General features: G+C 66.4%; 29 protein-coding genes and 1 tRNA gene. 10 read left to right on the forward strand and 20 right to left on the reverse strand.

The window, feature by feature from the left end; genetic code table 11:
• Positions 1 to 24: 24 nt before the first annotated feature.
• On the forward strand, positions 25 to 708 hold the full coding sequence (locus tag HEQ22_RS08170) for a Fe2+-dependent dioxygenase (protein ID WP_432770680.1): 684 nt from the start codon (positions 25 to 27) through the stop codon (positions 706 to 708).
• Here the strand turns inward: HEQ22_RS08170 and HEQ22_RS08175 are convergent.
• The 5 genes from HEQ22_RS08175 to HEQ22_RS08195 form a co-directional block, all read right to left on the reverse strand.
• On the reverse strand, positions 705 to 1,571 hold the full coding sequence (locus HEQ22_RS08175) for an FAD:protein FMN transferase (protein WP_432770681.1): 867 nt from the start codon (positions 1,569 to 1,571) through the stop codon (positions 705 to 707). The genes HEQ22_RS08170 and HEQ22_RS08175 overlap by 4 nt on opposite strands.
• A 92-nt stretch (positions 1,572 to 1,663) precedes the next feature.
• Entirely contained in the window at positions 1,664 to 2,509 is an 846-nt protein-coding gene (locus HEQ22_RS08180) for a DUF4198 domain-containing protein (protein WP_432770682.1), read from the reverse strand.
• Between the two features lie 18 nt (positions 2,510 to 2,527).
• Positions 2,528 to 3,049, reverse strand: coding sequence for a DUF2271 domain-containing protein (locus tag HEQ22_RS08185; protein WP_432770683.1), 522 nt, complete (start codon positions 3,047 to 3,049; stop codon positions 2,528 to 2,530).
• 12 nt (positions 3,050 to 3,061) lie between these two features.
• The gene (locus HEQ22_RS08190; protein WP_432770684.1) at positions 3,062 to 3,706 is read right to left on the reverse strand and encodes a PepSY-associated TM helix domain-containing protein; all 645 of its coding nucleotides are present in this window, start codon (positions 3,704 to 3,706) and stop codon (positions 3,062 to 3,064) included.
• A gap of 136 nt (positions 3,707 to 3,842) precedes the next feature.
• A tRNA-Ser gene (locus HEQ22_RS08195) sits at positions 3,843 to 3,935 on the reverse strand.
• A gap of 242 nt (positions 3,936 to 4,177) precedes the next feature.
• Between HEQ22_RS08195 and HEQ22_RS08200 the strand changes: the two genes are divergently transcribed.
• A complete protein-coding gene (locus HEQ22_RS08200; protein WP_432770685.1) occupies positions 4,178 to 4,951 on the forward strand; it encodes a DUF1134 domain-containing protein in 774 nt (257 codons plus the stop codon).
• A gap of 63 nt (positions 4,952 to 5,014) precedes the next feature.
• On the opposite strand, the gene HEQ22_RS08205 is transcribed toward HEQ22_RS08200, so the two are convergent.
• From HEQ22_RS08205 to petA, 5 genes are all read right to left on the reverse strand, one after another.
• Entirely contained in the window at positions 5,015 to 5,290 is a 276-nt protein-coding gene (locus HEQ22_RS08205) for a hypothetical protein (protein ID WP_432770686.1), read from the reverse strand.
• A gap of 73 nt (positions 5,291 to 5,363) precedes the next feature.
• Complete coding sequence (locus HEQ22_RS08210) at positions 5,364 to 5,918, reverse strand: adenine phosphoribosyltransferase (protein WP_432770687.1); 555 nt, start codon at positions 5,916 to 5,918, stop codon at positions 5,364 to 5,366.
• Between the two features lie 26 nt (positions 5,919 to 5,944).
• A complete protein-coding gene (locus tag HEQ22_RS08215) occupies positions 5,945 to 6,754 on the reverse strand; it encodes a cytochrome c1 (protein ID WP_432770688.1) in 810 nt (269 codons plus the stop codon).
• A gap of 31 nt (positions 6,755 to 6,785) precedes the next feature.
• On the reverse strand, positions 6,786 to 8,072 hold the full coding sequence (locus tag HEQ22_RS08220; RefSeq protein WP_432770689.1) for a cytochrome b: 1,287 nt from the start codon (positions 8,070 to 8,072) through the stop codon (positions 6,786 to 6,788).
• A 13-nt stretch (positions 8,073 to 8,085) separates the two neighbouring features.
• Entirely contained in the window at positions 8,086 to 8,643 is a 558-nt protein-coding gene (gene petA, locus HEQ22_RS08225; protein ID WP_432770690.1) for a ubiquinol-cytochrome c reductase iron-sulfur subunit, read from the reverse strand.
• A 224-nt stretch (positions 8,644 to 8,867) separates the two neighbouring features.
• On the opposite strand from petA, the gene HEQ22_RS08230 reads away from it, so the two are divergent.
• Positions 8,868 to 9,326 carry a tRNA (cytidine(34)-2'-O)-methyltransferase gene (locus tag HEQ22_RS08230; protein ID WP_432770691.1) on the forward strand — a complete coding sequence of 153 codons (459 nt, stop codon included), beginning with the start codon at positions 8,868 to 8,870 and terminating at the stop codon, positions 9,324 to 9,326.
• The gene (gene hemF / locus HEQ22_RS08235) at positions 9,323 to 10,183 is read left to right on the forward strand and encodes an oxygen-dependent coproporphyrinogen oxidase (RefSeq protein ID WP_432770692.1); all 861 of its coding nucleotides are present in this window, start codon (positions 9,323 to 9,325) and stop codon (positions 10,181 to 10,183) included. Before HEQ22_RS08230 ends, hemF begins: the two co-directional genes overlap by 4 nt.
• Positions 10,184 to 10,238: 55 nt before the next feature.
• On the opposite strand, the gene HEQ22_RS08240 is transcribed toward hemF, so the two are convergent.
• Together HEQ22_RS08240 and HEQ22_RS08245 are read right to left on the reverse strand one after the other, a co-directional pair.
• A complete protein-coding gene (locus HEQ22_RS08240) occupies positions 10,239 to 11,096 on the reverse strand; it encodes a hypothetical protein (protein ID WP_432770693.1) in 858 nt (285 codons plus the stop codon).
• Positions 11,097 to 11,150: 54 nt separating this feature from the next.
• Positions 11,151 to 11,969 carry a hypothetical protein gene (locus HEQ22_RS08245; RefSeq protein ID WP_432770694.1) on the reverse strand — a complete coding sequence of 273 codons (819 nt, stop codon included), beginning with the start codon at positions 11,967 to 11,969 and terminating at the stop codon, positions 11,151 to 11,153.
• Between the two features lie 130 nt (positions 11,970 to 12,099).
• On the opposite strand from HEQ22_RS08245, the gene lipB reads away from it, so the two are divergent.
• Positions 12,100 to 12,753 carry a lipoyl(octanoyl) transferase LipB gene (gene lipB, locus HEQ22_RS08250; RefSeq protein ID WP_432770695.1) on the forward strand — a complete coding sequence of 218 codons (654 nt, stop codon included), beginning with the start codon at positions 12,100 to 12,102 and terminating at the stop codon, positions 12,751 to 12,753.
• 9 nt (positions 12,754 to 12,762) lie between these two features.
• Complete coding sequence (locus HEQ22_RS08255) at positions 12,763 to 13,101, forward strand: hypothetical protein (protein ID WP_432770696.1); 339 nt, start codon at positions 12,763 to 12,765, stop codon at positions 13,099 to 13,101.
• 3 nt (positions 13,102 to 13,104) lie between these two features.
• Here HEQ22_RS08255 and queE read toward each other — a convergent pair whose 3' ends face one another.
• The 6 genes from queE to HEQ22_RS08285 form a co-directional block, all read right to left on the reverse strand.
• Positions 13,105 to 13,737 carry a 7-carboxy-7-deazaguanine synthase gene (queE, locus tag HEQ22_RS08260; RefSeq protein WP_432770697.1) on the reverse strand — a complete coding sequence of 211 codons (633 nt, stop codon included), beginning with the start codon at positions 13,735 to 13,737 and terminating at the stop codon, positions 13,105 to 13,107.
• A 3-nt stretch (positions 13,738 to 13,740) separates the two neighbouring features.
• Positions 13,741 to 14,433: a 7-cyano-7-deazaguanine synthase QueC gene (gene queC, locus HEQ22_RS08265; protein ID WP_432770698.1), complete on the reverse strand. Its 693-nt coding sequence runs from the start codon at positions 14,431 to 14,433 to the stop codon at positions 13,741 to 13,743.
• A 195-nt stretch (positions 14,434 to 14,628) separates the two neighbouring features.
• Positions 14,629 to 15,045 carry a DUF3617 domain-containing protein gene (locus tag HEQ22_RS08270; RefSeq protein WP_432770699.1) on the reverse strand — a complete coding sequence of 139 codons (417 nt, stop codon included), beginning with the start codon at positions 15,043 to 15,045 and terminating at the stop codon, positions 14,629 to 14,631.
• Positions 15,046 to 15,203: 158 nt separating this feature from the next.
• On the reverse strand, positions 15,204 to 16,118 hold the full coding sequence (locus HEQ22_RS08275; protein WP_432770700.1) for an Hsp33 family molecular chaperone HslO: 915 nt from the start codon (positions 16,116 to 16,118) through the stop codon (positions 15,204 to 15,206).
• Positions 16,115 to 17,041 carry an ornithine carbamoyltransferase gene (gene argF / locus HEQ22_RS08280; RefSeq protein WP_432770701.1) on the reverse strand — a complete coding sequence of 309 codons (927 nt, stop codon included), beginning with the start codon at positions 17,039 to 17,041 and terminating at the stop codon, positions 16,115 to 16,117. The genes HEQ22_RS08275 and argF overlap by 4 nt, the downstream gene beginning before the upstream one ends.
• 28 nt (positions 17,042 to 17,069) lie before the next feature.
• Positions 17,070 to 18,257, reverse strand: a complete 1,188-nt coding sequence (locus tag HEQ22_RS08285; protein ID WP_432770702.1) for an aspartate aminotransferase family protein — start codon at positions 18,255 to 18,257, stop codon at positions 17,070 to 17,072.
• Positions 18,258 to 18,405: 148 nt separating this feature from the next.
• On the opposite strand from HEQ22_RS08285, the gene HEQ22_RS08290 reads away from it, so the two are divergent.
• Entirely contained in the window at positions 18,406 to 18,858 is a 453-nt protein-coding gene (locus HEQ22_RS08290; protein WP_432770703.1) for a hypothetical protein, read from the forward strand.
• Positions 18,855 to 19,760, forward strand: a complete 906-nt coding sequence (locus HEQ22_RS08295; protein ID WP_432770704.1) for a cation diffusion facilitator family transporter — start codon at positions 18,855 to 18,857, stop codon at positions 19,758 to 19,760. Before HEQ22_RS08290 ends, HEQ22_RS08295 begins: the two co-directional genes overlap by 4 nt.
• Positions 19,761 to 19,853: 93 nt before the next feature.
• On the opposite strand, the gene HEQ22_RS08300 is transcribed toward HEQ22_RS08295, so the two are convergent.
• Complete coding sequence (locus tag HEQ22_RS08300; RefSeq protein ID WP_432770705.1) at positions 19,854 to 20,840, reverse strand: LLM class flavin-dependent oxidoreductase; 987 nt, start codon at positions 20,838 to 20,840, stop codon at positions 19,854 to 19,856.
• A gap of 188 nt (positions 20,841 to 21,028) precedes the next feature.
• Positions 21,029 to 21,481 carry an Lrp/AsnC family transcriptional regulator gene (locus tag HEQ22_RS08305; protein ID WP_432770706.1) on the reverse strand — a complete coding sequence of 151 codons (453 nt, stop codon included), beginning with the start codon at positions 21,479 to 21,481 and terminating at the stop codon, positions 21,029 to 21,031.
• Positions 21,482 to 21,554: 73 nt separating this feature from the next.
• On the opposite strand from HEQ22_RS08305, the gene HEQ22_RS08310 reads away from it, so the two are divergent.
• Together HEQ22_RS08310 and HEQ22_RS08315 are read left to right on the forward strand one after the other, a co-directional pair.
• Positions 21,555 to 22,145: a LysE family translocator gene (locus tag HEQ22_RS08310; protein ID WP_432770707.1), complete on the forward strand. Its 591-nt coding sequence runs from the start codon at positions 21,555 to 21,557 to the stop codon at positions 22,143 to 22,145.
• A gap of 64 nt (positions 22,146 to 22,209) precedes the next feature.
• Entirely contained in the window at positions 22,210 to 23,226 is a 1,017-nt protein-coding gene (locus tag HEQ22_RS08315) for an aldo/keto reductase (protein WP_432770708.1), read from the forward strand.
• Positions 23,227 to 23,276: the final 50 nt, after the last annotated feature.

The raw sequence follows: 23,276 nt of genomic DNA on the forward strand, positions 1-23,276 counted from the left end.
GTATCGCCGAAGGGACGCCCCGCCATGCTGATCGCCATTCCCGACCTGTTGTCCGCCGACGAGCTGTCCGACATCCGGCAGATCATCGACGCGGCCGACTGGATCGACGGCAATGCGACCTCCGGCCCGCAATCGGCGCTGGCCAAGCACAATGAACAGTTGCCCGAGGACAGCGAGGCCGGAAAGCGCGCGGGTCGGATCGTCCTCGAGGCGCTGGGGCGCTCGTCGCTGTTCGTCGCGGCATCGCTGCCGCTCAAAATCTATCCGCCGCTGTTCAACCGCTATGGCGCGGGGCAGGAATTCGACACCCATGTCGACAATGCGATCCGGATCAAGCGCGGCAGCGACTATCGGGTGCGCAGCGACCTTTCGATCACCGTCTTCCTCGAAGCCGCCGACCAATATGACGGAGGCGAGCTGCTGATCGAGGATCATTACGGCGTCCAGCGCGTCAAGCTGCCCGCCGGGCATGCGGTGGTCTATCCGTCGTCGAGCCTGCACCGCGTGACCCCGGTGACGCGCGGACGCCGCGTCGCCTCCTTCTTCTGGCTGCAATCGATGATCCGCGATGCCGAGGCGCGGCGCAACCTGTTCGATCTCGACCGCGCCGTGCAACGCCTGACCGGCGAACTCGGCGGCAAGGACCGCTCGGTAATCGAGCTCACCGGCGTCTACCACAACCTCCTGCGCCGCTGGGCCGACAGCTAATCCATCATCGCGCGCCACGCGCGCGACACATGGTCACGCTCGCCCGCGACAATGCACGCCGCCAGCCCCTCGGCATCGGCGAGCGCGATCCCGGCGCGCGCGCCGAGCACGGTCAGCGCCGTCGCCCAGCCGTCGGCCATCATGCAGCTGCGGTGCAGCACCGTCACCGACGACACCGGGTGGACGATCGGGCGGGCGGTGGCGGGATCGAAGCTGTGCGAATAATATCGGCCACCCGCCGTGAAACCGCGGCGATAATTGCCCGAGGTCGCCGCCGAGAGGTCATGGAGCGCGACCCGGTATGGCGCGAGCGATGACGTCGGCGGCATTTCGACATCGACCCACCACGGCTGCCCGTCGGGCCGGATCCCCTCGCCGCGCAATTCGCCGCCGACCTCGATCAGGAAATGGCGCACCCCGGCGGCCAGCAGGGCCTCCGCCGCCAGATCGACCGCGAACCCCTTGGCGATGCCCGACAGGTCGAGCAGCGCCCCTTCCGTACGCAATATCCGGCCTGCCGACATGTCGAGGTCGATCCGCCGCACCGTCTCTGCGCAGGCATCGTCGGGCGGCCGCGCAATCGGGCCGGCGCTCCCGAACCCCCAGCGCTCGGTCAATGCGCCGAGCGCAGGATCGAACGCCCCGCCGCTGGCACGCGCGATGGCGAGCGCCGCCCCGACAACAACTCCGAATTCAGCGGGAATTTCATGCCAGGTGCCGGGCGGCGCGCGATTGAACCGCGAAAGGGCGGACCCGGCGTTCCACTGGCTCATCTGCGCCACGACGCGGTCCAGCGCCGCCTCGACGCGCGCCGAGGCATCCGGCGGCGGCGACACCGCCTGCAAGGTCCAACCCGTCCCCATGCTCTCGCCGGAGAAGCATGCGATCTGCGCCCCCGGCGCACGCCCGGCAAAGGCCGCGGGCGTCAGCGCGCGGGGGATCAGGATGCGGTCGGTCAGGGCGCCATCACCTCCAGCGTCGTGACATAGCTGGCGCGGCGCTGCGGCGCCGCCGGCGCACCCTCACCCGGCCCGTCATCCTCATCGCGTTCGGCGCGCGGCGTCGTGACGTTCACCCAATACATGCCGGGCTCGGGCCAGGTGACCTCGACCTTGCCCTCGGCATCGGTCGTGAGGTCCATCTGGCCGAGCTGGTCGCGATAGCGGATGCCGCCGGGGATAATCGTCACCGGCAAGCCTGCGGTGGGCTTGCCGTCGAGCAGGAACTGGAACGTCGCCGCTTCGCCCGAAAACAGGTCGTTGGGATGCGTCACCGGGACGAATTCGATGCCCTTGCCGGTCGGCACGAACAAATTCGTCGTCGGTTCGCCGACGGTGACGAAAATCTCGTTGCGGTTGTTCGCCTCGGCGGTCTGCACATTGGTCGCCCCTGCGGGCAGGCGTTCGGCCAGATTCGCCGCCGTCGTCCCGCGTGGCAGCCGCTCGGTCTTGCCGGCCAGCTGATAGCTGCCCATCAGCATGTCGGTCGCCGAACCGATCCGCCAGGTGCCCTTTTTCGTCAGGTGAACGTCGAAGGTGCTGCGATACCGCCCCGTCGCCTTATTCTCGATCGCCGCCTCGCTGCCATCGGGCGCCCATGCCTTCATCGCGTCGAGGCGCAGCGGCTGGTGCTCGAAATAAAACAGGTCGTTCGACACCGCAGCATCGACGGTCACCCACACATCGTCGCCCGACAGCACGGTCGACGACGGCAGCATCCACTGGCGATGCGCGCTCGCCGGCACCGCGACCAGCGCGGCCAGGGCGGCGGTCGCGGCGAAACCCCAAATTCGCGTCTTCATTATCCTGTCCTTTCAGGTTCAGCGGAAAGAGATCGAAACGGCGCCGAGTTCGTTCGCGCCCGCGGCGCGACCGCCGGCGCCGGCCTTGCCGGGCCAGTTGAACGGAATGCGCAGCAACTCGCGCCCGCCGACCTCGCGCGCCGCCTCGATCAGCAGCGTGTACTGGCCGGGGGCAAGCGCGCCGAGCTGGGCGCGGGTGAACGAGATCTTGTGCGTTCCGGGCGCGCGCGTCGCCCCGGTGATGCCGTTGGCGGGGAAGCGCATCGCGCGGCCCGAAGCGCGCCACCACTGGCGCACGTCGCGCAGCCACTTCGTCCCCTCGTTGGCCTTCATGTCATGGTCGTACCAGACCGCGACGGTCCTGGCCTTTGCGCCCGCCTTTTCGACCCAGATCGATACATAGGGCTTGTGATATTCGGCGACCTTCAGCCGCGGAATGGCGATTGTGACGTCCATCGCCATTGGATCGGCAGCCAGCGCCGGCGCGGCAAGCGTCGCGCCAATGCCGGCGGTCAGGATCAGGCGGGAGGATGTCTGCACGGCAAGTGTCTCCTAATGGATGAAAATCAGGGCGATCGCAGCGGGGATTGCCAGCCCGGCGCCAACCAGCGGCCAGGTGCTCTTGCGCTTCGCCGAATGCAGCCAGAGCAGGACCAGCCCGGTCAAAGCAAAGACCAGGCACGCAAAGGCAAAAATGTCGATGAACAGGCTCCACGCCGAGCCCGAATTGCGCCCCTTGTGGAGGTCGTTGAGGTAGGAGATCCAGCCGCGGCTGGTCACCTCGCCGGTCACCGCCCCGCTCGCGCGGTCGATCGCGACCCACGCATCGCCGCCGGGGCGCGGCGCGGCGAGATAGACTTCGTCGGCGGACCACTCCGCCTCGCCCGACGCGCGGACCGGAAATTGCGTCTCGACCCAGTCGGCGACGGCACGCGGCAGCGGCGCCTTGTCGCCCGCAGGCGCGGCGGCGGCGAGGCGGCGCAGCAAGGGCGCGGGAAGCTGCGCCATGGTCTCGCTCGTGACCGGCGACGCTTCGATGTCGGCGGCGTGGTTCAGCGTAAAGCCGGTGATCGCGAACAGCAGCAGCCCGATCAGGCTGACGGCCGAGCTCATCCAGTGCCACATATGCAGCTGCTTCAGCCAGAAGCTCTTCCTGCTCTTGGTGGTCGCCGGGCGCGAGGGGGAAGGAGCGTGCATGATTGGATCTGGCTGCAAGAGGATGCACGGTCATTATCGCGAACGATTCTCAATTACAATAACTATTCGGAGGTACGCGACGCGCACATCCGCCCGCCGCGGGGTGCGCGGCGCCGTGTCGAACAGCAAAGAAAAGTGGCGGAGACGGAGGGATTCGAACCCTCGGTACCGGATTTACCAGTACGACGGTTTAGCAAACCGTTGGTTTCAGCCACTCACCCACGTCTCCGCATGGTCTGCCGCGCTAACGACAGGCTGGCCTAGGCGGGCGCTATAGCCAGCAAGCCAGCGCCCCGCAACGCCAAACATTGCCCTTTTTTGACGCTCCGTCCGCGCTTCGACCGCGAATTCGATTCGGTCCGACGCATATTCGACTCGGGTCATCGCCCGTTCATTGCCCGCCGACCAAGAAGAGTCATGATTAATGCGAATTTACGGGCGCGCCGCGCCGCGGAGTTTCTGGGGGATAACATGCGTAAACCGCTCGCCACCTTTGCCGTCACTGCCATGGCGGTGTTCGGCCTCGCCCTGTCGCCGTTGCCGGCGGCGGCACAGATGACCGAGGTCGATCCCAACACGGCGATCGACTCCGACCTCGACAATCCCCCGCCCCCGCCCCCGGTGACCGAAACCAGCCCCGACACGTCGTACGACAGCGACCTCGCGACCGGCGACGAACAGACCGAGGTCGCAGAGCAACCCGCACCGACCGTCGGGGCGGGCACCGACCCCGAAATCGCCGCGACCACCGCCGAACAGGGCACGACGTACAAGGAAGACGATCTGATCGGCGCCGCCGAAGGCGTCTTCGGCAAGGGCGCGCAGGGCCTCGCCGGGCTGATCGAGGATATCCTGAAAAAACAGGGCGAACCCAACGCCTATATCGTCGGCCGCGAAGCCGGCGGCGCGCTCGTCCTCGGCGTCCGCTATGGTTCGGGCACCCTCTATCACAAGGTCGAGGGCGAACGCCCTGCCTATTGGACCGGTCCGTCTATCGGGTTCGACGCGGGCGCCAACGCGGGCAACACCTTCGTCCTCGTCTATAATCTTTTCGACAGCGAAGATCTCTACAAGCGCTTCCCCGCCGGCGAAGGCGCCGCGTATCTGCTCGGCGGCTTCAACGCCAGCTATCTGCGCCGCGGCGACGTCGTCCTGATCCCCATCCGCGTCGGCGTCGGCGCGCGGCTTGGCGCGAATGTCGGCTATATGAAGTTCCGCAAGAAGCAGAGCTGGGTGCCGTTCTAAGTCACCGCTTGCGATGCAGGACCCATCGGCCCGCGCCCCCACGGCGCGGGCCTTTTCAGCTCCTCAGCGTCTTCGGAGTTCGGCAAAGCGTCGTTCCAGATAGCGGGTGACGTCTGCTTCGAAGCCGGGATTATGCACGCTTTCGAGGCGGTGCCGTTCTAGAAACGGGCCAAAGAGCACGACGCTGCGAAAATCATCGGCATAAGAACGGGCGCGACAATAGTTGCCGTCCCGTTCGAAGTGGTAATCGACGAAGTTATAGCGCTCTTGCAGCCGATCGTCGGCCCATATCTCGTCGATGAGATGTTCGATCTGAAAGGGCTCGATTGGATCGCCCATCGTCTTTCCTTCGCTGCGCGAGTGCAACCGGGTTGCCCGGCACCCGCTCCCCAGGCCCCGGCAAAACCCGCCGCTAATCCCCGTCGAAGGCGATCAGCGTCTCGCATGTCAGCCCCGCGTCCGCCAGCCGCGCCGACCCGCCGAGGTCGGGCAGGTCGATGACGAACAGCGCCGCTGCCACCTCGGCGCCGACGCTGCGCATCAGCTCGGCGGTCGCCAGGATCGTGCCGCCGGTGGCGAGGAGGTCGTCGACCAAGACGACGCGGTGTCCGGGCAGCACCGCACCTTCGTACAGTTCCAGCCGGTCAACGCCATATTCCAGCTCATAATCGACGCCGATCGTCACCCCGGGCAGCTTGCCCGCCTTGCGCACCGGCACCAGGCCCAGCCCCATCGCGGTGGCCATCGCGGCGCCGAACAGGAAGCCCCGCGCCTCTACCGCGACGATCAGGTCGGGGCGGTGCACTGCGGCGCGCGCGCTCAATCGGCGCACGCTCTCGGCAAAGCCGGCGGCGTCGCCGATCAGTGTCGTGATATCGCGAAACTGGATGCCCGGCTTGGGAAAGTCGGGGATGGTGCGGACCAGCGACGCCAGGTCGAGGTCGGGTCGAGGCGGGAGGGCGATCATATAGCTGGCCGCCCTCCCCTATGGCCTCAATGCTTCTTGTCGGCCCAGATGTTCCGGTACGACAGATAGGCAAGCACGGTGAAGATCAGCAGGAAGAAGAAGGCGGCCCAGCCCACCTGAACCCGCTTCACCAGCTTGGGTTCGGCGGTCCAGACGAGAAACGCGGTCACATCCTTCGCCATCTGATCGACGCTCGCCTTCGTCCCGTCGGCATAGGTCACCTGATTGTCGGTCAGCGGCTTGGCCATCGCGAGATTCAGGTTCGGGAAATAAGGGTTGTAGTGCAGCCCCGTGCCCGGACGCAGTTCGGCGGGCAGGTTCGCCGGCGGGTTCTGATAACCGGTCAGCAGCGAATAGACATAATCCTTGCCGCCTTCGCGCGCTTTGGTGATCAGCGACAGGTCGGGCGGGATCGCATTGTTGTTCGCCGCGCGCGCCGCCACGTCATTGGCATAGGGCGCCGGGAAGTGATCCGACGACAGGCCGTCGCGGGTCGCGACTTCGCCGGTGTCGGGATTGATCGACGGCACCTGGAAGCCCTTGGCAAAGGTTTTCACCTGGCCTTCGGTATAGCCCAGATCCGCGATGTTGCGGAACGCGACCAGGTTCAGGCTGTGACACGCCGAACAGACTTCGCGGTACACCTGCATCCCGCGCTGCAACTGCCCCTGGTCCCAGTGCGGCACCAGGCCGTCGCTGGCCAGTTTCAGGTGGCGGGGATGCTTGACGAAGGAATGGGCGACATTCTCTTCATTGCTGAGCGGCGTCGTGAAAATCGCGAGCACCAGCGCGGCAATGAAACCGAGGCCGACGAGAAAACCGAGCGGGCGAACCATGGCTGTATCAGCTCCTGTAAAAGTCCGGCGCTCAGGCCGTTGCCGGGGCCGACGCGGGGTCGGGGGCGTGTTTGGCAAGGACCGCTTCGGTAATCGAATTCGGCATCGGCAGCGGACGTTCGATCCGCGACACGATCGGCAGAATGACCAGGAAGTGGGCGAAGTAATAGATCGCGCCGAGCTGGCTCAGGATCACCCACGGCTGTTCGGCGGGCATCATGCCGCAGACGCCAAGCAGGAACACATCGACGACGAGGATCCAGAAGAAGATGCGGTACAGCGGGCGATAGGTCGACGACTTGACCGGCGAGCTGTCGAGCCAGGGCAGGAAAAACAGCAGCGCGATCGACGCGAACATCGCGATGACGCCCCACAGCTTCGCGTCGATCCACAGGAAGTTGAAGGTGAAGGCCTTCAAGATCGCGTAGAAGGGCAGGAAATACCATTCGGGAACGATGTGCGCCGGAGTCGAGAGCGAGTTCGCCGGGATATAATTGTCGGCGTGACCCAGCATGTTCGGGCTGAAGAAGGTCAGCGCGACGAAGATCAGCAGGAAGACGCCGAGCCCGAAGCCGTCCTTTGCGGTGTAATAGGGGTGGAACGGGACGGTGTCCTGCTCGTCCTTCACCTCGATGCCGGTCGGGTTGTTCGATCCGGGAATGTGCAGCGCCCAGATGTGCAGGATGATCACACCCAGAATCACGAACGGCAGCAAATAGTGCAGCGAGAAGAAGCGGTTGAGCGTCGCATTGTCGGGGACGAAGCCGCCGAGCAGCCACTGCCGCACCGGCTCGCCGACCAACGGAATCGCCGAGAAGAAGCCGGTGATCACCTGCGCGCCCCAGAAGCTCATCTGGCCCCACGGCAGTACATAGCCCATGAAGGCAGTCGCCATCATCAGCAGGAAGATCACGACGCCCAGCAACCACACCATTTCGCGCGGCGCCTTGTACGAACCGTAATAAAGGCCGCGGAAAATGTGCAGATACACGACGATGAAGAACATGCTCGCGCCGTTCATATGCGCGTAGCGGACGAACCAGCCGGCGTTCACGTCGCGCATGATATGCTCGACCGAATTGAACGCGACCCCGACGTTGGCGGCATAATGCATCGCCAGCACGATGCCGGTGATGATCTGGATCATCAGCGCGGCGCCGGCGAGAACGCCGAAGTTCCAGAAATAGTTGAGGTTGCGCGGGACGGGATAGCCGGGGCCGGTGGCGTTATACACCAGGCGCGGAATCGGCAGCTTCTCGTCCATCCACTTCATCAGCGGATGCGTCGGCTCATAGGGTTTGGCCCAGGGAAAGCTCATCTTATCTCGCTCCTCAGCCGATCGTCACGACAGTGTCGCTGGTAAATTCATACGGCGGCACGACCAGGTTGGTCGGCGCCGGGCCTTTGCGAATGCGCGCCGCGGTGTCGTAGTGCGACCCGTGGCACGGGCAGAAATACCCACCGAAATCGCCCTTGTTCTCGCCTTCCGCGGCGCCGAGCGGCACACAGCCCAGATGGGTGCAGACGCCCAGGGTGATCAGCCAGTTTTCCTTGCCCGGCTTGGTCCGCTCGTCGATCGTCTGCGGATCGCGCAGGTCGCTCAGCGGCACCGCCTTGGCTTCGGCGATTTCCTTGGCGACCAGGTTACGCACGAACACCGGCTGCTTGCGCCAGCTGGTCTTGATCGCCTGCCCCGGCTGGATCGCCGAAATGTCGATTTCGGTCGTCGACAGCGCGAGGACGTCGGCCGACGGGTTCATCTGCGCGACCAGCGGCATGACCACCGCGACGGCGCCGACGCCGGCGAAACTCACCGCTGCGATATTGATGAAATCCCGACGGCGGACGCCGTTTTCCTGGTCGTCGTTGGGATTGGGATCACTGGCCATTCGACTGCCCTTGCATGGGTGAACTGACATAATTGCCGGAAGAGGAAGGCCGCCCTGTTTGCACGCATGCGAAATGGCGCAGCCCGGCGGCCCCTCCGGGAATTGCGGGCCTGATAGCCGCACTGTCCGGGCTTGCCAACAGGCAATTTCCCCTTCCCCGGCGGTCTCCGGGCGATACGGCAAAGCCCCTCGATTCACCGCGCCGCTGCGGCTATGCCGTGCCGATGGAAATCGCCCTGTTTCAGCCGGATATTGCGGGAAATGTCGGCACCACGCTGCGCACCGCCGCCTGTTTCGGCGTCCCCGCCCACATTATCGAGCCGTGCGGCTTTCCCTTTTCCGACGCCGCGCTCAAGCGCGCCGGAATGGATTATGCGGCGCGCGCCAATGTACGCCGCCATCCCGACTGGACCGCCTTTCTTGACGCGAGCCGCACAGCCGGCGGCCGGCTGGTGTTGCTCACCACCGCCGGGGCGACGCCGCTCCCCGATTTCCGCTTCGCGCCCGGCGACATCCTGCTCCTCGGCGCAGAATCGTCGGGCGTGCCCGCTTATGTCCACGACACCGCGGCGGCGCGGGTGGCGATTCCGATGCAGCCGGGCTTTCGCTCCTTGAATGTCGCGGTCGCGGCTGGCATCGCGCTCGCCGAAGCGCTCAGGCAAACGAAAGGCTTTCCGGCATGATCTCGCTCGATCCCCAGCAACAGGCGGCGCGCGACTGGTTCGAATCGCTGCGTAACCGGATATGCGCCGAGTTCGAGGCGATCGAAGCCGAAGCCGGCAGCGACGCGCGCTTTGCCTATACGCCGTGGGACCGCGAGGCCGACGGCCTGGCGCCCGGCGAGGGCGGCGGCGGAGTGCGCGGCGTGATGACGGGCCGGGTGTTCGAGAAGGTCGGGGTCAATGTATCGACCGTCGGCGGCCGCTTCGCCCCCGATTTCGCCGCGTCGATCCATGGTGCCGGCGAAGACCCCAGCTTCTTTGCCACCGGGATCAGCCTCGTTGCGCATATGGCGAACCCGCATGCCCCCGCAGTGCACATGAACACGCGCTTCCTGGTCACGACGAAGCGCTGGTTCGGCGGCGGCGCCGACCTCAATCCGCCGATTCCCTATGCCGAAGACACCGACGCCTTCCACGCGCGCCTGCGCGCCGCTTGCGCGCCGTTCGGCCCCGACGTGTATGAACGCTATGCCAAATGGGCCGAGGATTATTTCTATATTCCGCACCGCGGCGTCCACCGCGGGGTCGGCGGCATATTCTACGACCATCTGGAATGCGGCGACGATGCCGAATTCGATCGCAATTTCCAGCTCACCCGCGCCGTCGGCGACGCATTTCTCGACGTCTTCCCGCAGATCGTGCGGCGACGCATGGGGTTGCCCTTCACCGATGCCGACCGCGAGCAGCAGTTGATCTGGCGCGGCCGCTACGCCGAATTCAACCTGGTCTACGACCGCGGCACACTGTTCGGGCTCAAGACCGGCGGCAATATCGACGCGATCCTGATGAGCCTGCCACCGCTCGCCAAGTGGAGCTGATACGCGAAAGGGCGCCCCGTTGCCGGAGCGCCCCCTTATTCCGCGTCAGTCGCGATCAGGCGAAAACGTCGCGCTCGTTGCCGCTGCCGCCCAGCGCGCGATAGAGCCCCGCGGGTACCCCGACCTGCAGATAGGCCATCGGAATGCTCAGCAGCAGCGCACCGACCAGCAGGCCAATGAACGAACCGCCGCTCGGCGCCCCGCCGCCGGCGAACATCGACACCCCGACGATCGCGCCCAAAATCGTCAAAATCACCATCAGCGCGATGCCGAGCAGCAGGAAATAGGCGAAAATCTTCCACTGCGACGCCGACGTCATCCGCCACGATTCGCCGAGGCCCATCAGCACATTATAGCTGCGCCGGTCAGCCATGATCGGCCCCATGCAGCAAAAGCGCGCCGCGACCCACAGCATGAACAGCATGAACAGCGGGATCAGCACCAGCATCGTCAGGCCGACCCCCGCCATCGCCCCTTCGCTGGGCTGGCCGCCCATCAGCATCGGCGCGAAGGCACCGCCGAACAGAAGAAACGCCAGCAATCCGAACACCAGAACCACCACGATCACGAGCAGCAGCACCGGCAAGGCGGCGATCATGCCATAGCCGATCGCACCGCCGAGCGGTTCAGCGCCGTTGGTCAGGCCAATGCGCCACGAGGCGAAATAGCTGCCCGTCTGCAGCACATAATTGACCAGGCTGACCAAAATGGCGAGCGCGCCCATCGCCGCGAAACCGCCGCCGGCGGCAAAGGCCATCGGATCCGACATCGCCGCGCTGCCGCCCAGCGCCAGTTGCAGGATCAGCGGCACCGCAATGCCCATGCCGATCAGGACGATCGCGTGATTGGTCCCTTGTCCGGCGAAAAAACCGGTCGCGTAGGACCATGCCTGACTGATGCTTATTCGGTTCATTGTTTCTTCCCCCTTTTCAATTATCGCTGTGAAACCTCGCGCTGCCCGGCGCGATCATGCAAAGACGTCGCCGGTCCCCCGTATGGCAAGCTGGCGATAGGTGGCAGCCGCGATCGCGACCGACACCAGCCCGCCGACCGCCGCGACGCCGCCCTCGACCACCCCGATCAGCAGGCGCCCGACGCCCTCGGTGGTGCCGGCCACCGCGGCGATAACCCCGCCAAGGATCGCGGCGACGACGACGATGACCACGGTGACCAGAAACAGAAAAAAGAAGATGCGCCAGCCATTGCCCTTGGTCAGCCGCAGGCTTTCCTGAATCGCGGCGACGGGATTGAAAACGGTGCGGTCGGCGATGATCGGCGATACTACCGCGATCCGGCCCCAGAAAAAGGCGCACACGCCGATCAGCGCGCAGATGCCAACGAACAACAGCAGCGCCCCGATCGCGCTGCCCGCAGCGGCGATACCGGGCATCAGCAGCAACAGCGTTGCGAGGCCGAGCGCAAGTCCGAGCAGCAACTGGACCCCGATCATCGTCGGGATCAGCTTGAGCGCAAAGACGAGCGCGTCGCCGACGCTGGTGCTCGACCGCGAAAGCCACAGGCGCAGGATACCGACCCCGCCGACCGCGGCGATGACGCTGATCAACAGCTGGTACGGCACCGCCTGCTGCGCGCTGTCGCGCAGCGTCGCCATCATCTGTTCGAAGGTCGCACCATCCGCCGGCTCCATCGGCGTCGGCCCGAACCAGCTGACCGCGAGCGCGGGAAGAAAGAAAAAGACGGCGGCAATCGCGCCGGTGAGGGTGGTGTGCGAACGCAGCAAGGTCATGCTGTCGTCCCACGCCGCGCCCATGTCGAATTTCGGCATCAATACCCCGTTGCAAAAATGGCTTCGTGGCGAGCGAGAGTGGCCCGGTTGGCGCATATTGTCCAGCCTCGTTGACGATATCGCCCGCCCCCTTGCGCTTGGCGCCGCGCCGCGCCAGATATCCGGCGCAATGACCCCCCTGCCCCCGCCCGAATGGACCGTCTCGACCGGCCTCGCCGACTATGCCGGCGCGCTCGCCGACATGGAGGCCCGCGCCGCGGCGATCCACCGCGGCGAGGCGCGCGAGCGCATCTGGCTGCTCGAGCATCCGCCGCTCTACACCGCCGGCACCAGCGCCGATCCCGCCGAGTTGCTCGACGCGCGCTTCCCGGTGTTCGATGCCGGGCGCGGCGGGCGCTACACCTACCATGGCCCCGGCCAGCGCATCGGCTATGTCCAGCTCGACCTCACGCGCCGCGGCCGCGACGTGCGCGCCTATGTGTCGGCGCTCGAAGGCTGGGTGATCGACGCGCTGGCAGTGCTCGGTGTCGCGGCGCGCCGCGCCGACGGCCGCATCGGCATCTGGACCGACGACGCCGACGGCCGCGAGGCCAAGATCGGCGCCATCGGGGTGCGCGTGAAACGCTGGGTCACGCTGCACGGCTTCTCGCTCAACGTCGCGCCCGACCTTGCGCATTTCGGCGGCATCGTGCCGTGCGGCATCGCCGAATTTCCGGTCACCAGCCTCGCCGCGTTCGGCAAGGCGGCATCCTTCGCCGATGTCGATGCGGCGCTCGCCGCGACTCTCCCCGCCTTTCTCGACAAGCTTCGGGCAAGCGACTAGGAAGCGGCCATGACACGCAAATTTCTCGCCTCGCTTCCGCTTTTCGTCCTCGCTGCCTGCGGCGGCGGCGATCCGGCGGGCAAGTCGACGACCAAGCTCGACGCGGTCGAGGTCGAGCCCGGCACGATCAGCGACGCGATGATCGTGCTCGACAATGCGGCGAGCGACGGCACCGCCGTCGACAACAGCGTCCCCGACGACGGCACCGCAACAAAGACCGAAACGACCGAAGACGCCGACGACGAAACCGCCACCGAAGACGAGAGCGAAGCCGACCCCGACGCGGTCGAAGTCCCGGCGGCGAAAAAAGCGGTCACCCCCGACACGCCCGCCAAAAAGGGCGAATAGGCGCTAGCGCAGCCCGAGCGACTTGTGCGTCTGGAGCGACAGGCGCCAGCGCGGATCGGCCATCACCAGATCGATGCACGCCTGCACATTGGCGGCAGCGTCCACGTCGTCGAGCGGCTGGACGAGCAGATGCCCGAAATCGAGGCCTGCAAGCCGCGCGACGTCGCTGCCCGGTTGCGGCCACACCAGCTTGAGTTCATCGCCGCTCTGCTGGACCAGTTCGCTGCCCGCCTTCGGGCTCACGCAGATCCAGTCGATATCGCGCGGCACCGAAAAGGTGCCGTTGGTTTCGATCGCGATCGCGAAGCCCGCGGCGTGCAGCGCGTCGATGAGCGCCGCGTCGACCTGCAACATCGGCTCGCCGCCGGTCAGCACGACGTAGCGGTCGTCCTCGCCCGCGCCCCAGCACCCGGCGATCGTCGCGGCGAGCGCGGCGGCATCGGCATATTTTCCGCCGAGCGTCCCGTCGATGCCGACGAAATCGGTATCGCAAAATTTGCAGACCGCCTTGGCGCGGTCCTGCTCGCGCCCTGACCATAAATTGCACCCGGCGAAGCGGCAGAACACCGCGCGTCGGCCCGCTTGGGCGCCCTCACCCTGCAACGTCAGAAAAATCTCTTTGACCGCATAGGCCATCGGTCAGGCGCCGATCGCGTAGCGCGTCGGGTCGGTCAGGCCGGCGTCGGCAAACCCCTTGGCGCGCAGGCGGCAGCTGTCGCAGCGGCCGCAATGCAGCCCGCCGGGGGCCGGGTCGTAACAGGACCAGCTCTCGCCCGCGTCCATGCCCAGCCGCACTGCTTCGGCGGCGATATCGGCCTTGGTCATGTGCTGCAGCGGCGCGTGGATGCGGAAGGCGACGCCTTGGTCACCATCGCGCGTCGCGAGCCGCGCGAGATCTTCGAACCCGGCGATGAAATCGGGGCGGCAGTCGGGATAGCCCGAATAATCGAGCGCGTTGACCCCGATCACGATGTCCTGCGCGCCGCGCGCCTCGGCCAGCCCGAGCGTCAGCGACAGGAAAATCAGGTTGCGCGCGGGCACATAAGTAACCGGAATGTCATCGCCGACCCCGTCCTTCGGAACATCGATGTCGGCGGTCAGCGCCGACCCACCGAAGCGGCGCAGATCGAGCGGCAGGACGATATGTTCGGCGGCGCCGACGGTGGCGGCGATGCGCGCCGCCGAGTCCAGTTCGACGCGGTGGCGCTGGTTGTAATCGATCGTCAGCGCGACGATGCGCGCGCCGGCTTCGCGCGCCAGCCCGGCGCACACCATCGAATCGAGCCCGCCCGACAGAAGGACGATCAGGGTTTTTCCGGCCAGGTCGCGCATCGGCGCCCGATACGCCCGCGCCCGCGGCCACGCAAGACCCCCGTGCTGCATCGCAACAAAGAAACGGGCCGCAAGGCGTCTGCCGTGCGGCCCAGTTCGGCACGAATGCCATTAGGGAGGAAGACACACATCGGTGTGCCTAGCCCCCCGTTTAACCGCAGATGGTTAACAACCGGTTGACGCCGCCGGTCGCGCTCAGCTGCCGGTGCAGGCGCCGGCCCGGCGCGCCTCGATCGCCTGCGAGAAGGGCCGCCCTTCGGCGATGCCCTGCGTGTCGATCTGGACCAGCCGGTTGGTTTCGCTGCGGATGGTGGTGCGGCCATGCCCGGCGCCGGGGCAGGTGTAATGCACCGTCACCGACTTCGGCGTATCCTCGATCACATAGCGCGAACAGCCCTGACGCGGATGGCGGATCTGGATCATCCGCCGCGCGTCGCCGAAGCACATCGTCTGGAGCACCGCGTCGCTGCCGCGTTCGCGTAGCTGCCAGCTGCCTTTTTCGAGCCGGTCGAGCATCGTCAGTGACGGCGCCTGCGCGGGGACCGCGGTCGCGCCCGCAAGCGCGATGGTCAGGCCGCACAATCGAAGGAAGGGAGAGGATGAGATCGCCATTTTATTCACCTGTTGGCTGTCCGATGAGGACGAAAATGCGACCCTGTTCCTGATAACTTAGCGATCCGGGGTCGCGATTTCAACCGTCCGTCGCCCGATTATGTCGTTTCGTCGCTAGGCCAGCAGTGCGGTGCGCAACACGACCGGGCAGGTCTGCTTCAGCCCGGCGACGTGATCTCGTCGAGCGCGATCGGGAATACCCGCGAGCAAAAGGCGCAATCGACGACGATCCGGCCTGCCTCGTCGGCCATGTCGGCGCGCTCGGTCGCCGGAAATTGCGCGAGCACCCCGGCGAAATAATCGGGGCTGCACCGGCACCCGCGCGACACGCGCGTCCCCGGCTCGATCCGCACCTCGTCCTCGTGGAACAGCCTCCACGCCAGCGTCTCGAGCGAGGTGGCGGGGTCGGTGAGTTCGCTGTCCTTCAGCGTCGCCGCGATCGTGCGAGCATGTTCCCATTCGGGATGGTCGTGGCGAACGTGCAGCCGGTCGCGCCCGACCTCGCCCTCGGGCAGGTGCTGCAGCATCATCCCCGCGGCCACGCATCCCGCCTCGGCATCGTGACGCGCGGCCAGCTTCAACAGGCTCGGAATCTGCTCCGACTGCTCGAAATAATGCTCGGCGGCGTCGCCGATCGACTTGCCTTCCAGCGGCACGATCCCCTGATAGCGCTCGGCGGTCGTTTCCTGGTCGAACGTGATCGCTAGGAATCCCTCGCCGAACAGCGCGAACAGCGTCGGCTCGGGGCCGACCTCGGCCAGCCGTTCGGCGTCGAATTTCAGGTAACCGCGCAGCTCGCCGCCGCGATAGTCGCACACCAGCAGCTCGACCGGCCCGCCGCCGGTCTGCGCCTGCAACGTCATCTGGCCGCCCTCGGTCTTGAGCGTCGAGCCGAGCAGCACGGTCAGCACCAGCGCCTCGGCGAGCAGCTTTTCGGCGACGGGCGGATAGCTATGCGCCGCCATGATGGTGTTCAGCACCGGGCCGAGCCGCACCAGCCGCCCGCGGACATGCCGCTCGGCGATCGTGAACAGCAACGGCTGGTCGAACCAGGTTTCGATCGTTTCGCTCATAACTTCCCCAGCGCCCAAAGCAGCACCGATTTCTGTGCGTGGACCCGATTCTCGGCCTCGTCCCAGACGCGCGATTGCGGCCCGTCGATCACGGCATCGACGACTTCCTCGCCGCGGTGCGCGGGCAGGCAGTGGAGGAACAGCGCGTCGCCCTTCGCGGCGCCCATCAACCGTTCGTCGACCTGATACGGCGCCATCGCGGCCAGCTTGTTGTGGGCATGATCCTGCCCCATCGACACCCAGGTATCGGTGACGACCAGATCGGCGCCGGCCACCGCCTCGCGCGCGTCGCCGACGATGTCGATGCGTGCGCCGCGCGCCCGCGCCGCCGCGACAAAGGCGGCGTCGGGCTGATAGCCCTGCGGACAACCGGCGCGGACGTTGAACCCGAACAGCCCCGCCGCCTCGATCAGCGACGCCAGCACATTGTTGCCGTCGCCGAGCCAGGCGAGTTCGAGACCCGGCAACGCCTTGCCGCTTTCGACGATGGTCAAGAGGTCGGCGACGATCTGGCACGGATGCGACAGGTCGGTCAGCCCGTTGATCACCGGCACGCTGGCATATTCGGCCAGTTCCTCGATCTTCGTATGATCGTCGGTGCGGATCATTATCGCATCGACATAGCGCGACAACACGCGTGCGGTGTCGGCGATCGACTCGCCGCGGCCGAGCTGCGTCGTGCCGGCGTCGAGGATCATCGCGCTGCCGCCGAGCTGGCGGATCGCGATGTCGAACGAGGCGCGGGTGCGCGTCGAATTCTTCTCGAACACCATCGCCAGCACATGGTCGGCCAGCGGCTTGTCAGCGTCGGGCCGGCCCTTCGGCCACCCGGCGCGCGCCGCCTTGCGGTCGATCGCGTCGGCGAGCATCGCGGCGACGGCATCACCGCCGGCGTCGGACAGGTTCAGGAAATGCCGCATCACGGCCTCCGTTGTGCAGGAACGGACAGCATCAGCTTTCGGGCGGCGTATAGCTCGCCGCGCCCGCCGACAACTTTTCGATGCACTCGTCGATATGCGCCTGCTCGATGTTCAGCGGCGGCAGGATGCGCACGACATTGTCGCCCGCCGCCACCGTGAGCAGCCCGTGATTGTCGCGCAGGTGCGCGACGAAGGCGCGGCTGTCCGAATTGAGCTTGAGCCCCAGCATCAGCCCCATGCCGCGGACGCTGTCGAACAGCTGGTCGTGGTTCGGGATCAGCTGCTCGAGCGCGCCGCGCAGCCGTTCGCCGGTCGCCTTGACCTGGTCGAGGAACCCCTCTTCCAGCACGACGTCGAGCACCGCCTGCCCCGCGGCACAAGCCAGCGGGTTGCCGCCATAGGTCGACCCGTGGGTGCCGATCACCATGCCGCGCCCCGCTTTCTCGGTCGCGAGGCACGCGCCCATTGGAAAGCCGCCGCCGATACCCTTGGCGGTCGCCATGATGTCGGGGGTCACGCCAAACTGTTCATGCGCGTACAGCGTGCCGGTGCGCGCGACGCCGCACTGGACCTCGTCGAAGACCAGCATCAGGTCGCGTTCGTTGCAGATGTCGCGCAGCGCCTGCAGGAACGGCTGCGACGCTGGCCGGATGCCGCCCTCGCCCTGCACCGGTTCGATCAGAAAGCCCGCGGTGTTGTCGTCGACCAGGTCGAGCGCGGCGTTGAGGTCGTCGAACGGCGCATAGGCAAAGCCGGGGAGCAGCGGGTCGAACCCCTTGCGCAGCTTTTCCTGGTTGGTCGCCGAAATCGTCCCCAGCGTGCGGCCGTGGAAGGCGTTGTTGAAAGTGATCAGATTGTGCTTCTGGGCATTGTCGGCGCTCGAATGATAGGCGCGCGCAGTCTTGATCGCGCATTCGACCGCTTCGGCGCCCGAGTTGGTGAAGAACACCGTGTCGGCGAAAGTATTATCGACCAGCCGCGCCGCATAGGCCTCGCCCTGCGGGCTGCCGTACAGGTTCGACACGTGCATCAGCGTCGCGGCCTGGTCCTGGATCGCCTTGGTCAGGTGCGGGTGACCGTGGCCGAGCAGGTTGACCGCGATGCCGCTGGCGAAATCCAGGTAACGCTCGCCCTGTTCGCCGAACAGATAGGCGCCCTCGCCGCGGACCGGACGCACGGCGCACCGGGGGTATACGGGCATCAGCGGCGTGATCGACATGGAAGGGCACCTTTCGAAACGGCAAAGCAAAAAGGCGACCCCATGCGGGCCGCCCTCGGTCGGGCCGCTCCTATACTGCCCCAGCCGGAGCCGCGTCAACACACGCGCTGGCGCGCAACCAAGCCCCCGCCGCCGCGTTCGCTACGCGATGCGCGCCCTGTCCGCCCCTGCCCTGATCCCGATCGCCCTGCTGGCGCTGGCCCTCGCCGGCTGCAGCGATCTGCCGCGTGACGCGGCGGGCAGCACGGAGCGGATCGAGCAGCGCGGCACGCTGCGCGCCGCGATCCTCGCCGGCACCCCCGACGCCGCGCCGGCGCTGACCCTGCTCGGCGATTATGCGCGAACGCACGGCGCGCGCCTCGTCGTCGTCCGCATACACGGCGAACATGCGCACCGCGCGCTTGCGGACGGCGACATCGACGCGCTGGTCGGACATTTCGCCAAAGCCTCGCCGTGGCAGGCCGATATCGCGCTGTCGCAACCCGTCGGCGGCGCCGAACCCGAGGACAGCGAGCGCCCCGTCTTGCGCATCGCCCGCCGCAACGGCGAAAATGCGCTGATCCTCGCAACCGACCGCTTGATCTCCGAGCGTGCGCGATGAGCCTGCACGGCGGCATCCCGGCAGCGATCGCCGCCGACGTCAGGCACGCCGAGCGGCTCGAGTGGTGGACGCTCGGCTGGATGACCAGCGTCGTCGTCGTGATGGGACTGGTGATGGGCGCCAGCCAGGCGATGAAGGCGGCGGTGATCGAGGATGTGATGAGCCTCATCCCCGCCATCGTCTTCCTGCTCGCGGTGCGCTGGGAACGGCGCGAGCCGAACCGCCGCTTCCCGTTCGGCTATCGCCGCGCGAACAGCCTCGCCTTCCTCGTCGCCGCCACCGCTCTGCTCTCGGTCGGCGGCTTCCTCGCTTATGAAAGCGCCACGACGCTGCTGCGGCAGGAGCATCCCAGCATCGGCGGCATCACGCTGTTCGGCCACACCGTCTGGCTCGGCTGGTTGATGATCGCCGCGCTCGCCTATTCGGTGGTGCCGCCGGTCATCCTCGGCCACCTCAAGCACCCGATCGCCGAACGGATCGACGACAAGGTGCTGCACACCGACGCGCTGATGCAAAAGGCCGACTGGCAGACGGGGCTCGCCGGGATCGCCGGAATCCTCGGCATCGGTCTCGGCTGGTGGTGGGCCGATGCGACCGCGGCGCTGTTCATCGCGCTGTCGATCGTCCGCGACGCGGTCGGCGCCCTCGACAAGGCGGTTGCCGAACTGCTCGACGGCACCCCACGCGCGCTCGATTCGAACGCGCTGTCCGACGATGCGACCCGGTTGACCGCGGCGCTGCAGGCGCGCTTCGGCGACGTCGAGGTCCGCCTCCGCGAAACCGGCCGCTACATCGCCGCCGAAGTCGATTGCGCGCCGCCGGCGACGCTGCCGACCGCCGCCGAACTGCTCGGCGACGCCAAGGCCTGGCGGCTGGCGAGCCTCAGCTTCCGACCGCAATAATCTCGTTATTGCGAGCGGAGCGAAGCAATCCAGAGCGGCTTACGCAAGCTCTGGATTGCCGCGTCGCTTCGCTCCTCGCAATGACGAGGTGCATTACAACGCCTGCGCCGCCTCCATCGCCAGCGCGACCGAATGCTTGCGCGCGCGATGGTCGTACATCGACGAGGCGACGACCACTTCATCGACCCCGGTGCGCGCCACAAAGGCTTTCAACCCCGCCGCCACGTCATCGACCGTCCCGACCGCGGAACATTGCAGCACATGGTCGAGGATCGCGCGCGCATTGGGCGGCAGACTGTCCTTATATCCCGCCAGCGGCGGCTTCATCTTGCCGGGGTTGCCGGTGCGCAGCGCGACGAAAGCCTGCTGCTGCGACGAGGCGAGCAGCTCGGCCTCCTCGCGCGTGTCGGCGGCAAAGACATTGAATGCCGCCGCCGCATAGGGTTCGGAAAGCTGCGCCGACGGTTTGAACTGGCGGCGATAGATGTCAAGCGCCTCGTCGAGCGCGTCGGGCGCAAAATGGCTCGCAAAGGCATAAGGCAGCCCGAGCATCGCCGCGAGTTGCGCACCGAAGGTGCTCGACCCCAAGATCCACAGCGGAATATGCGTCCCCGCCCCCGGCACCGCGGTGATACCGAGTTGCTCGTCGCCGGCCAGAAACGCCTGCAGCTCGAGCACATCCTGCGGAAACTGCCGCTCGTCGCTGGCGAGGGTGCGGCGCAGCGCGCGCGCAACGCGCTGGTCCGATCCCGGCGCCCGGCCCAGCCCCAGATCGACGCGGCCAGGGAACAGCGCCTCCAGCGTGCCGAACTGCTCGGCGATCACCATCGGCGCATGGTTGGGCAGCATGATACCCGCCGACCCGATGCGGATGGTCGAGGTCCCGTGGCCCAGATGCGCGAGCACGACCGACGTCGCGGCGCTCGCAATCCCCGCCATCCCATGATGCTCGGCGACCCAGTAACGGTGATAGCCGAGCGCCTCGGCATGTTGCGCCAGATCCGCGGCGTTGGCGAGCGATTCAGCAATCGTCCCGGTGTCGGTCACGGGCACGAGGTCGAGGAAAGAGAGTTTCGTCATGCAACCGATATGCGGTCGCGGGCAGTGAGGTTCAAGGAGCGCTGTTCCCCTCCCTTCTTCAGGGAGGGGTTAGGGGTGGGTACGAGCGAAGCGAGTTTCCGAAGCCAACATCGTCGACCCACCCTCGCTGCGACTAACCAGCAAGCTGGTAAGTCTCGCTGCCCCTCCCGTTCAGGGAGGGGATATTGCTACCCCCGCTCGTCCTTCGGCGAATCCATCAGCACATAGGTGGTGATCGAATGCACCTGCGGCAGCACCCCCAGCACCTCGGTGTGGAAATGCTTGTACGCCGCCAGATCCTCGGTCTCGATGCGCAGCAGATATTCGATCGCGCCGGTGATATTATGGCATTCGCGCACCTCGGGCGCCTCCGCCACCGCCGCCTCGAAATCGGTCTGCGCCTGCTTGGTGTGCGACGACAGGCCGACGGTGACATAGGCGAGGAAGGTCAGCCCGAGCTTCGCAGGGTCGATCACCGCGCGATAGCCCGTGATCACCCCGCTGCGTTCCAGCTCCTGCACCCGGCGCAGGCAGGCCGACGGCGACAGCCCGACGCGCTCGGCAAGCTCGAGGTTCGAGATTCGCCCGTCGCGTGACAGTTCGTGCAATATCTTGCGGCCAATGGCATCGATTTTGGTCATGGATTGCACAATCTAGCCGATTGCAGGCCATCTTTGCAATCCGAAGCGCATCGAAACGCATTATATTGCGACGATGAACCAGACCACCCTCGCCGCGCTGTCCGCCTTCGCGCTCGTGTCGTCGATCACCCCGGGACCGAACAATATGATGCTGATGGCATCGGGCGCCAATTTCGGCCTCCGCCGCACCATCCCCCACGCGCTCGGCGTCGGCATCGGCTTCACGCTGATGATCGTGCTGGTCGGCGTCGGCTTGATGGGCCTGTTCGACCTCTTCCCGGTGCTCAATGTCGCGCTGAAGGTGGTGAGCGTCGCCTATCTGCTCTGGCTGGCGTGGAAGATCGCCCACGCCGCCGCGCCCGACACCACGGGCAGCGCGCGCGGCAAGCCGATGAGCTTTTTCCAGGCCGTGCTGTTCCAGTGGGTCAATCCGAAAGCCTGGTCAATGGCGCTGACCGCGATCGCGCTCTACGCCCCCGACCGCAATTTCACCGCGGTGCTGCTCGTCGCAGTCGTCTTCGGGATCATCAACCTGCCCTCGACCAGCCTGTGGGCGGTGATGGGGGTGTCGCTGCGCGGCTGGCTGTCGAGCACGGCGCGGCTGAAGGCGTTCAACTGGACGATGGCGGCCTTGCTCGTCGGATCGCTCGCGCTGCTCATCTGATTGCCAGGTTGCGAAGCGCAACCTAAAGACGGCGCTCCCCTCCCCCTGACCGGAGAAGACATCCATGCAAAGCCGCCGTCTCGGAAAAAGCGCGATCCATGTGTCCGACATCTGCATGGGGACAATGACCTTCGGCAGCCAGACCGACGAGGTTGAAGCCTTCCGCATCCTCGACCGCTGCTTCGACGCCGGGATCAATTTCTACGACACCGCCGAGGGTTACCCGGTCCCGCCCGACGTCAAATGGGTCGGCCGGACCGAAGAAATCGTCGGCCGCTGGCTCAAGACCAAGCCGCGCGACGCGATCATCCTGGCCACAAAGGTCTCGGGGCCGAGCCACGTCTGGTTCAAATCGCCGTGCCGCAACGGCATGACCGCGCTCGACCGCAAGAATATCTTCCAGGCGATCGACGACAGCCTGACGCGGCTACAGACCGACTATATCGACCTCTATCAGACCCACTGGCCCGACCATGACGCGCCCTATGACGAGATGATGGACGCGCTCGACGAGCTCGTTCGCATCGGCAAGGTCCGCATCCTCGGCTGCTCGAACGAGACCAGCTGGGGGCTGATGAAGTCGCTCGCCGCGTCGGACGGGCTTGGTATCGCGCGCTATCACACGATCCAGAATAATTTCAGCCTCAACAACCGCCGTTTCGAGGACGAACTGGCGCAGGTGTGCCGCCAGGAAGGCGTCAGCCTGATCCCTTATTCGCCGCTCGCCGGCGGGGTATTGTCGGGCAAATATCAGGGCGGCGCGACGCCCGAGGGCGCGCGCTTCTCGCGCTACCTCGCGATGGAAGGGCGGCAGGCCGCGATGGGCCGCCGCTTCGTCAACGACCGCAGCCTCGCCGCGACCGCGCGCTATCTGCAGATCGCCGAGGACGCCGGGCTGCATCCGGTGACGATGGCGACCGCCTGGTCGAAACAGCACGACTTCGTCGCCTCGACGATCGTCGGCGTCAGCGCCGACGACCAGCTCGACCCGATCCTCGCCGCTATGGAGCTGGTGCTGCCCGACGATCTGATGAAGGCGCTGCACAAGGTCGGCAAGGACATCCCCTACCCGATGGGGTGAGCGGCTTGTGCACGGCGCCGAGTCTGTTAATCTTCGCCAAAATCAGCAAG

The sequence above is a fragment of the Sphingopyxis sp. genome (assembly GCF_050916055.1).
Taxonomy (GTDB): Bacteria; Pseudomonadota; Alphaproteobacteria; order Sphingomonadales; family Sphingomonadaceae; genus Sphingopyxis.

What these genes read in the sequence shown, in the direction of transcription:
- HEQ22_RS08220 (WP_432770689.1), bottom strand. Translation starts at nt 8,072, where the DNA reads ATGAGCTTTCCCTGGGCCAAACCCTATGAGCCGACGCATCCGCTGATG.
- HEQ22_RS08270 (WP_432770699.1), bottom strand. Translation starts at nt 15,045, where the DNA reads ATGGCGATCTCATCCTCTCCCTTCCTTCGATTGTGCGGCCTGACCATC.
- HEQ22_RS08190 (WP_432770684.1), bottom strand. Translation starts at nt 3,706, where the DNA reads ATGCACGCTCCTTCCCCCTCGCGCCCGGCGACCACCAAGAGCAGGAAG.
- HEQ22_RS08215 (WP_432770688.1), bottom strand. Translation starts at nt 6,754, where the DNA reads ATGGTTCGCCCGCTCGGTTTTCTCGTCGGCCTCGGTTTCATTGCCGCG.
- HEQ22_RS08240 (WP_432770693.1), bottom strand. Translation starts at nt 11,096, where the DNA reads ATGAACCGAATAAGCATCAGTCAGGCATGGTCCTACGCGACCGGTTTT.
- HEQ22_RS08245 (WP_432770694.1), bottom strand. Translation starts at nt 11,969, where the DNA reads ATGCCGAAATTCGACATGGGCGCGGCGTGGGACGACAGCATGACCTTG.
- HEQ22_RS08285 (WP_432770702.1), bottom strand. Translation starts at nt 18,257, where the DNA reads ATGTCGATCACGCCGCTGATGCCCGTATACCCCCGGTGCGCCGTGCGT.
- HEQ22_RS08305 (WP_432770706.1), bottom strand. Translation starts at nt 21,481, where the DNA reads ATGACCAAAATCGATGCCATTGGCCGCAAGATATTGCACGAACTGTCA.
- HEQ22_RS08315 (WP_432770708.1), top strand. Translation starts at nt 22,210, where the DNA reads ATGCAAAGCCGCCGTCTCGGAAAAAGCGCGATCCATGTGTCCGACATC.
- HEQ22_RS08205 (WP_432770686.1), bottom strand. Translation starts at nt 5,290, where the DNA reads ATGGGCGATCCAATCGAGCCCTTTCAGATCGAACATCTCATCGACGAG.
- HEQ22_RS08200 (WP_432770685.1), top strand. Translation starts at nt 4,178, where the DNA reads ATGCGTAAACCGCTCGCCACCTTTGCCGTCACTGCCATGGCGGTGTTC.
- petA (WP_432770690.1), bottom strand. Translation starts at nt 8,643, where the DNA reads ATGGCCAGTGATCCCAATCCCAACGACGACCAGGAAAACGGCGTCCGC.
- HEQ22_RS08310 (WP_432770707.1), top strand. Translation starts at nt 21,555, where the DNA reads ATGAACCAGACCACCCTCGCCGCGCTGTCCGCCTTCGCGCTCGTGTCG.
- HEQ22_RS08255 (WP_432770696.1), top strand. Translation starts at nt 12,763, where the DNA reads ATGACACGCAAATTTCTCGCCTCGCTTCCGCTTTTCGTCCTCGCTGCC.
- HEQ22_RS08180 (WP_432770682.1), bottom strand. Translation starts at nt 2,509, where the DNA reads ATGAAGACGCGAATTTGGGGTTTCGCCGCGACCGCCGCCCTGGCCGCG.
- HEQ22_RS08210 (WP_432770687.1), bottom strand. Translation starts at nt 5,918, where the DNA reads ATGATCGCCCTCCCGCCTCGACCCGACCTCGACCTGGCGTCGCTGGTC.
- HEQ22_RS08300 (WP_432770705.1), bottom strand. Translation starts at nt 20,840, where the DNA reads ATGACGAAACTCTCTTTCCTCGACCTCGTGCCCGTGACCGACACCGGG.
- HEQ22_RS08295 (WP_432770704.1), top strand. Translation starts at nt 18,855, where the DNA reads ATGAGCCTGCACGGCGGCATCCCGGCAGCGATCGCCGCCGACGTCAGG.
- lipB (WP_432770695.1), top strand. Translation starts at nt 12,100, where the DNA reads ATGACCCCCCTGCCCCCGCCCGAATGGACCGTCTCGACCGGCCTCGCC.
- HEQ22_RS08275 (WP_432770700.1), bottom strand. Translation starts at nt 16,118, where the DNA reads ATGAGCGAAACGATCGAAACCTGGTTCGACCAGCCGTTGCTGTTCACG.
- HEQ22_RS08230 (WP_432770691.1), top strand. Translation starts at nt 8,868, where the DNA reads ATGGAAATCGCCCTGTTTCAGCCGGATATTGCGGGAAATGTCGGCACC.
- hemF (WP_432770692.1), top strand. Translation starts at nt 9,323, where the DNA reads ATGATCTCGCTCGATCCCCAGCAACAGGCGGCGCGCGACTGGTTCGAA.
- queE (WP_432770697.1), bottom strand. Translation starts at nt 13,737, where the DNA reads ATGGCCTATGCGGTCAAAGAGATTTTTCTGACGTTGCAGGGTGAGGGC.
- HEQ22_RS08175 (WP_432770681.1), bottom strand. Translation starts at nt 1,571, where the DNA reads ATGGGGACGGGTTGGACCTTGCAGGCGGTGTCGCCGCCGCCGGATGCC.
- HEQ22_RS08170 (WP_432770680.1), top strand. Translation starts at nt 25, where the DNA reads ATGCTGATCGCCATTCCCGACCTGTTGTCCGCCGACGAGCTGTCCGAC.
- queC (WP_432770698.1), bottom strand. Translation starts at nt 14,433, where the DNA reads ATGCGCGACCTGGCCGGAAAAACCCTGATCGTCCTTCTGTCGGGCGGG.
- HEQ22_RS08290 (WP_432770703.1), top strand. Translation starts at nt 18,406, where the DNA reads ATGCGCGCCCTGTCCGCCCCTGCCCTGATCCCGATCGCCCTGCTGGCG.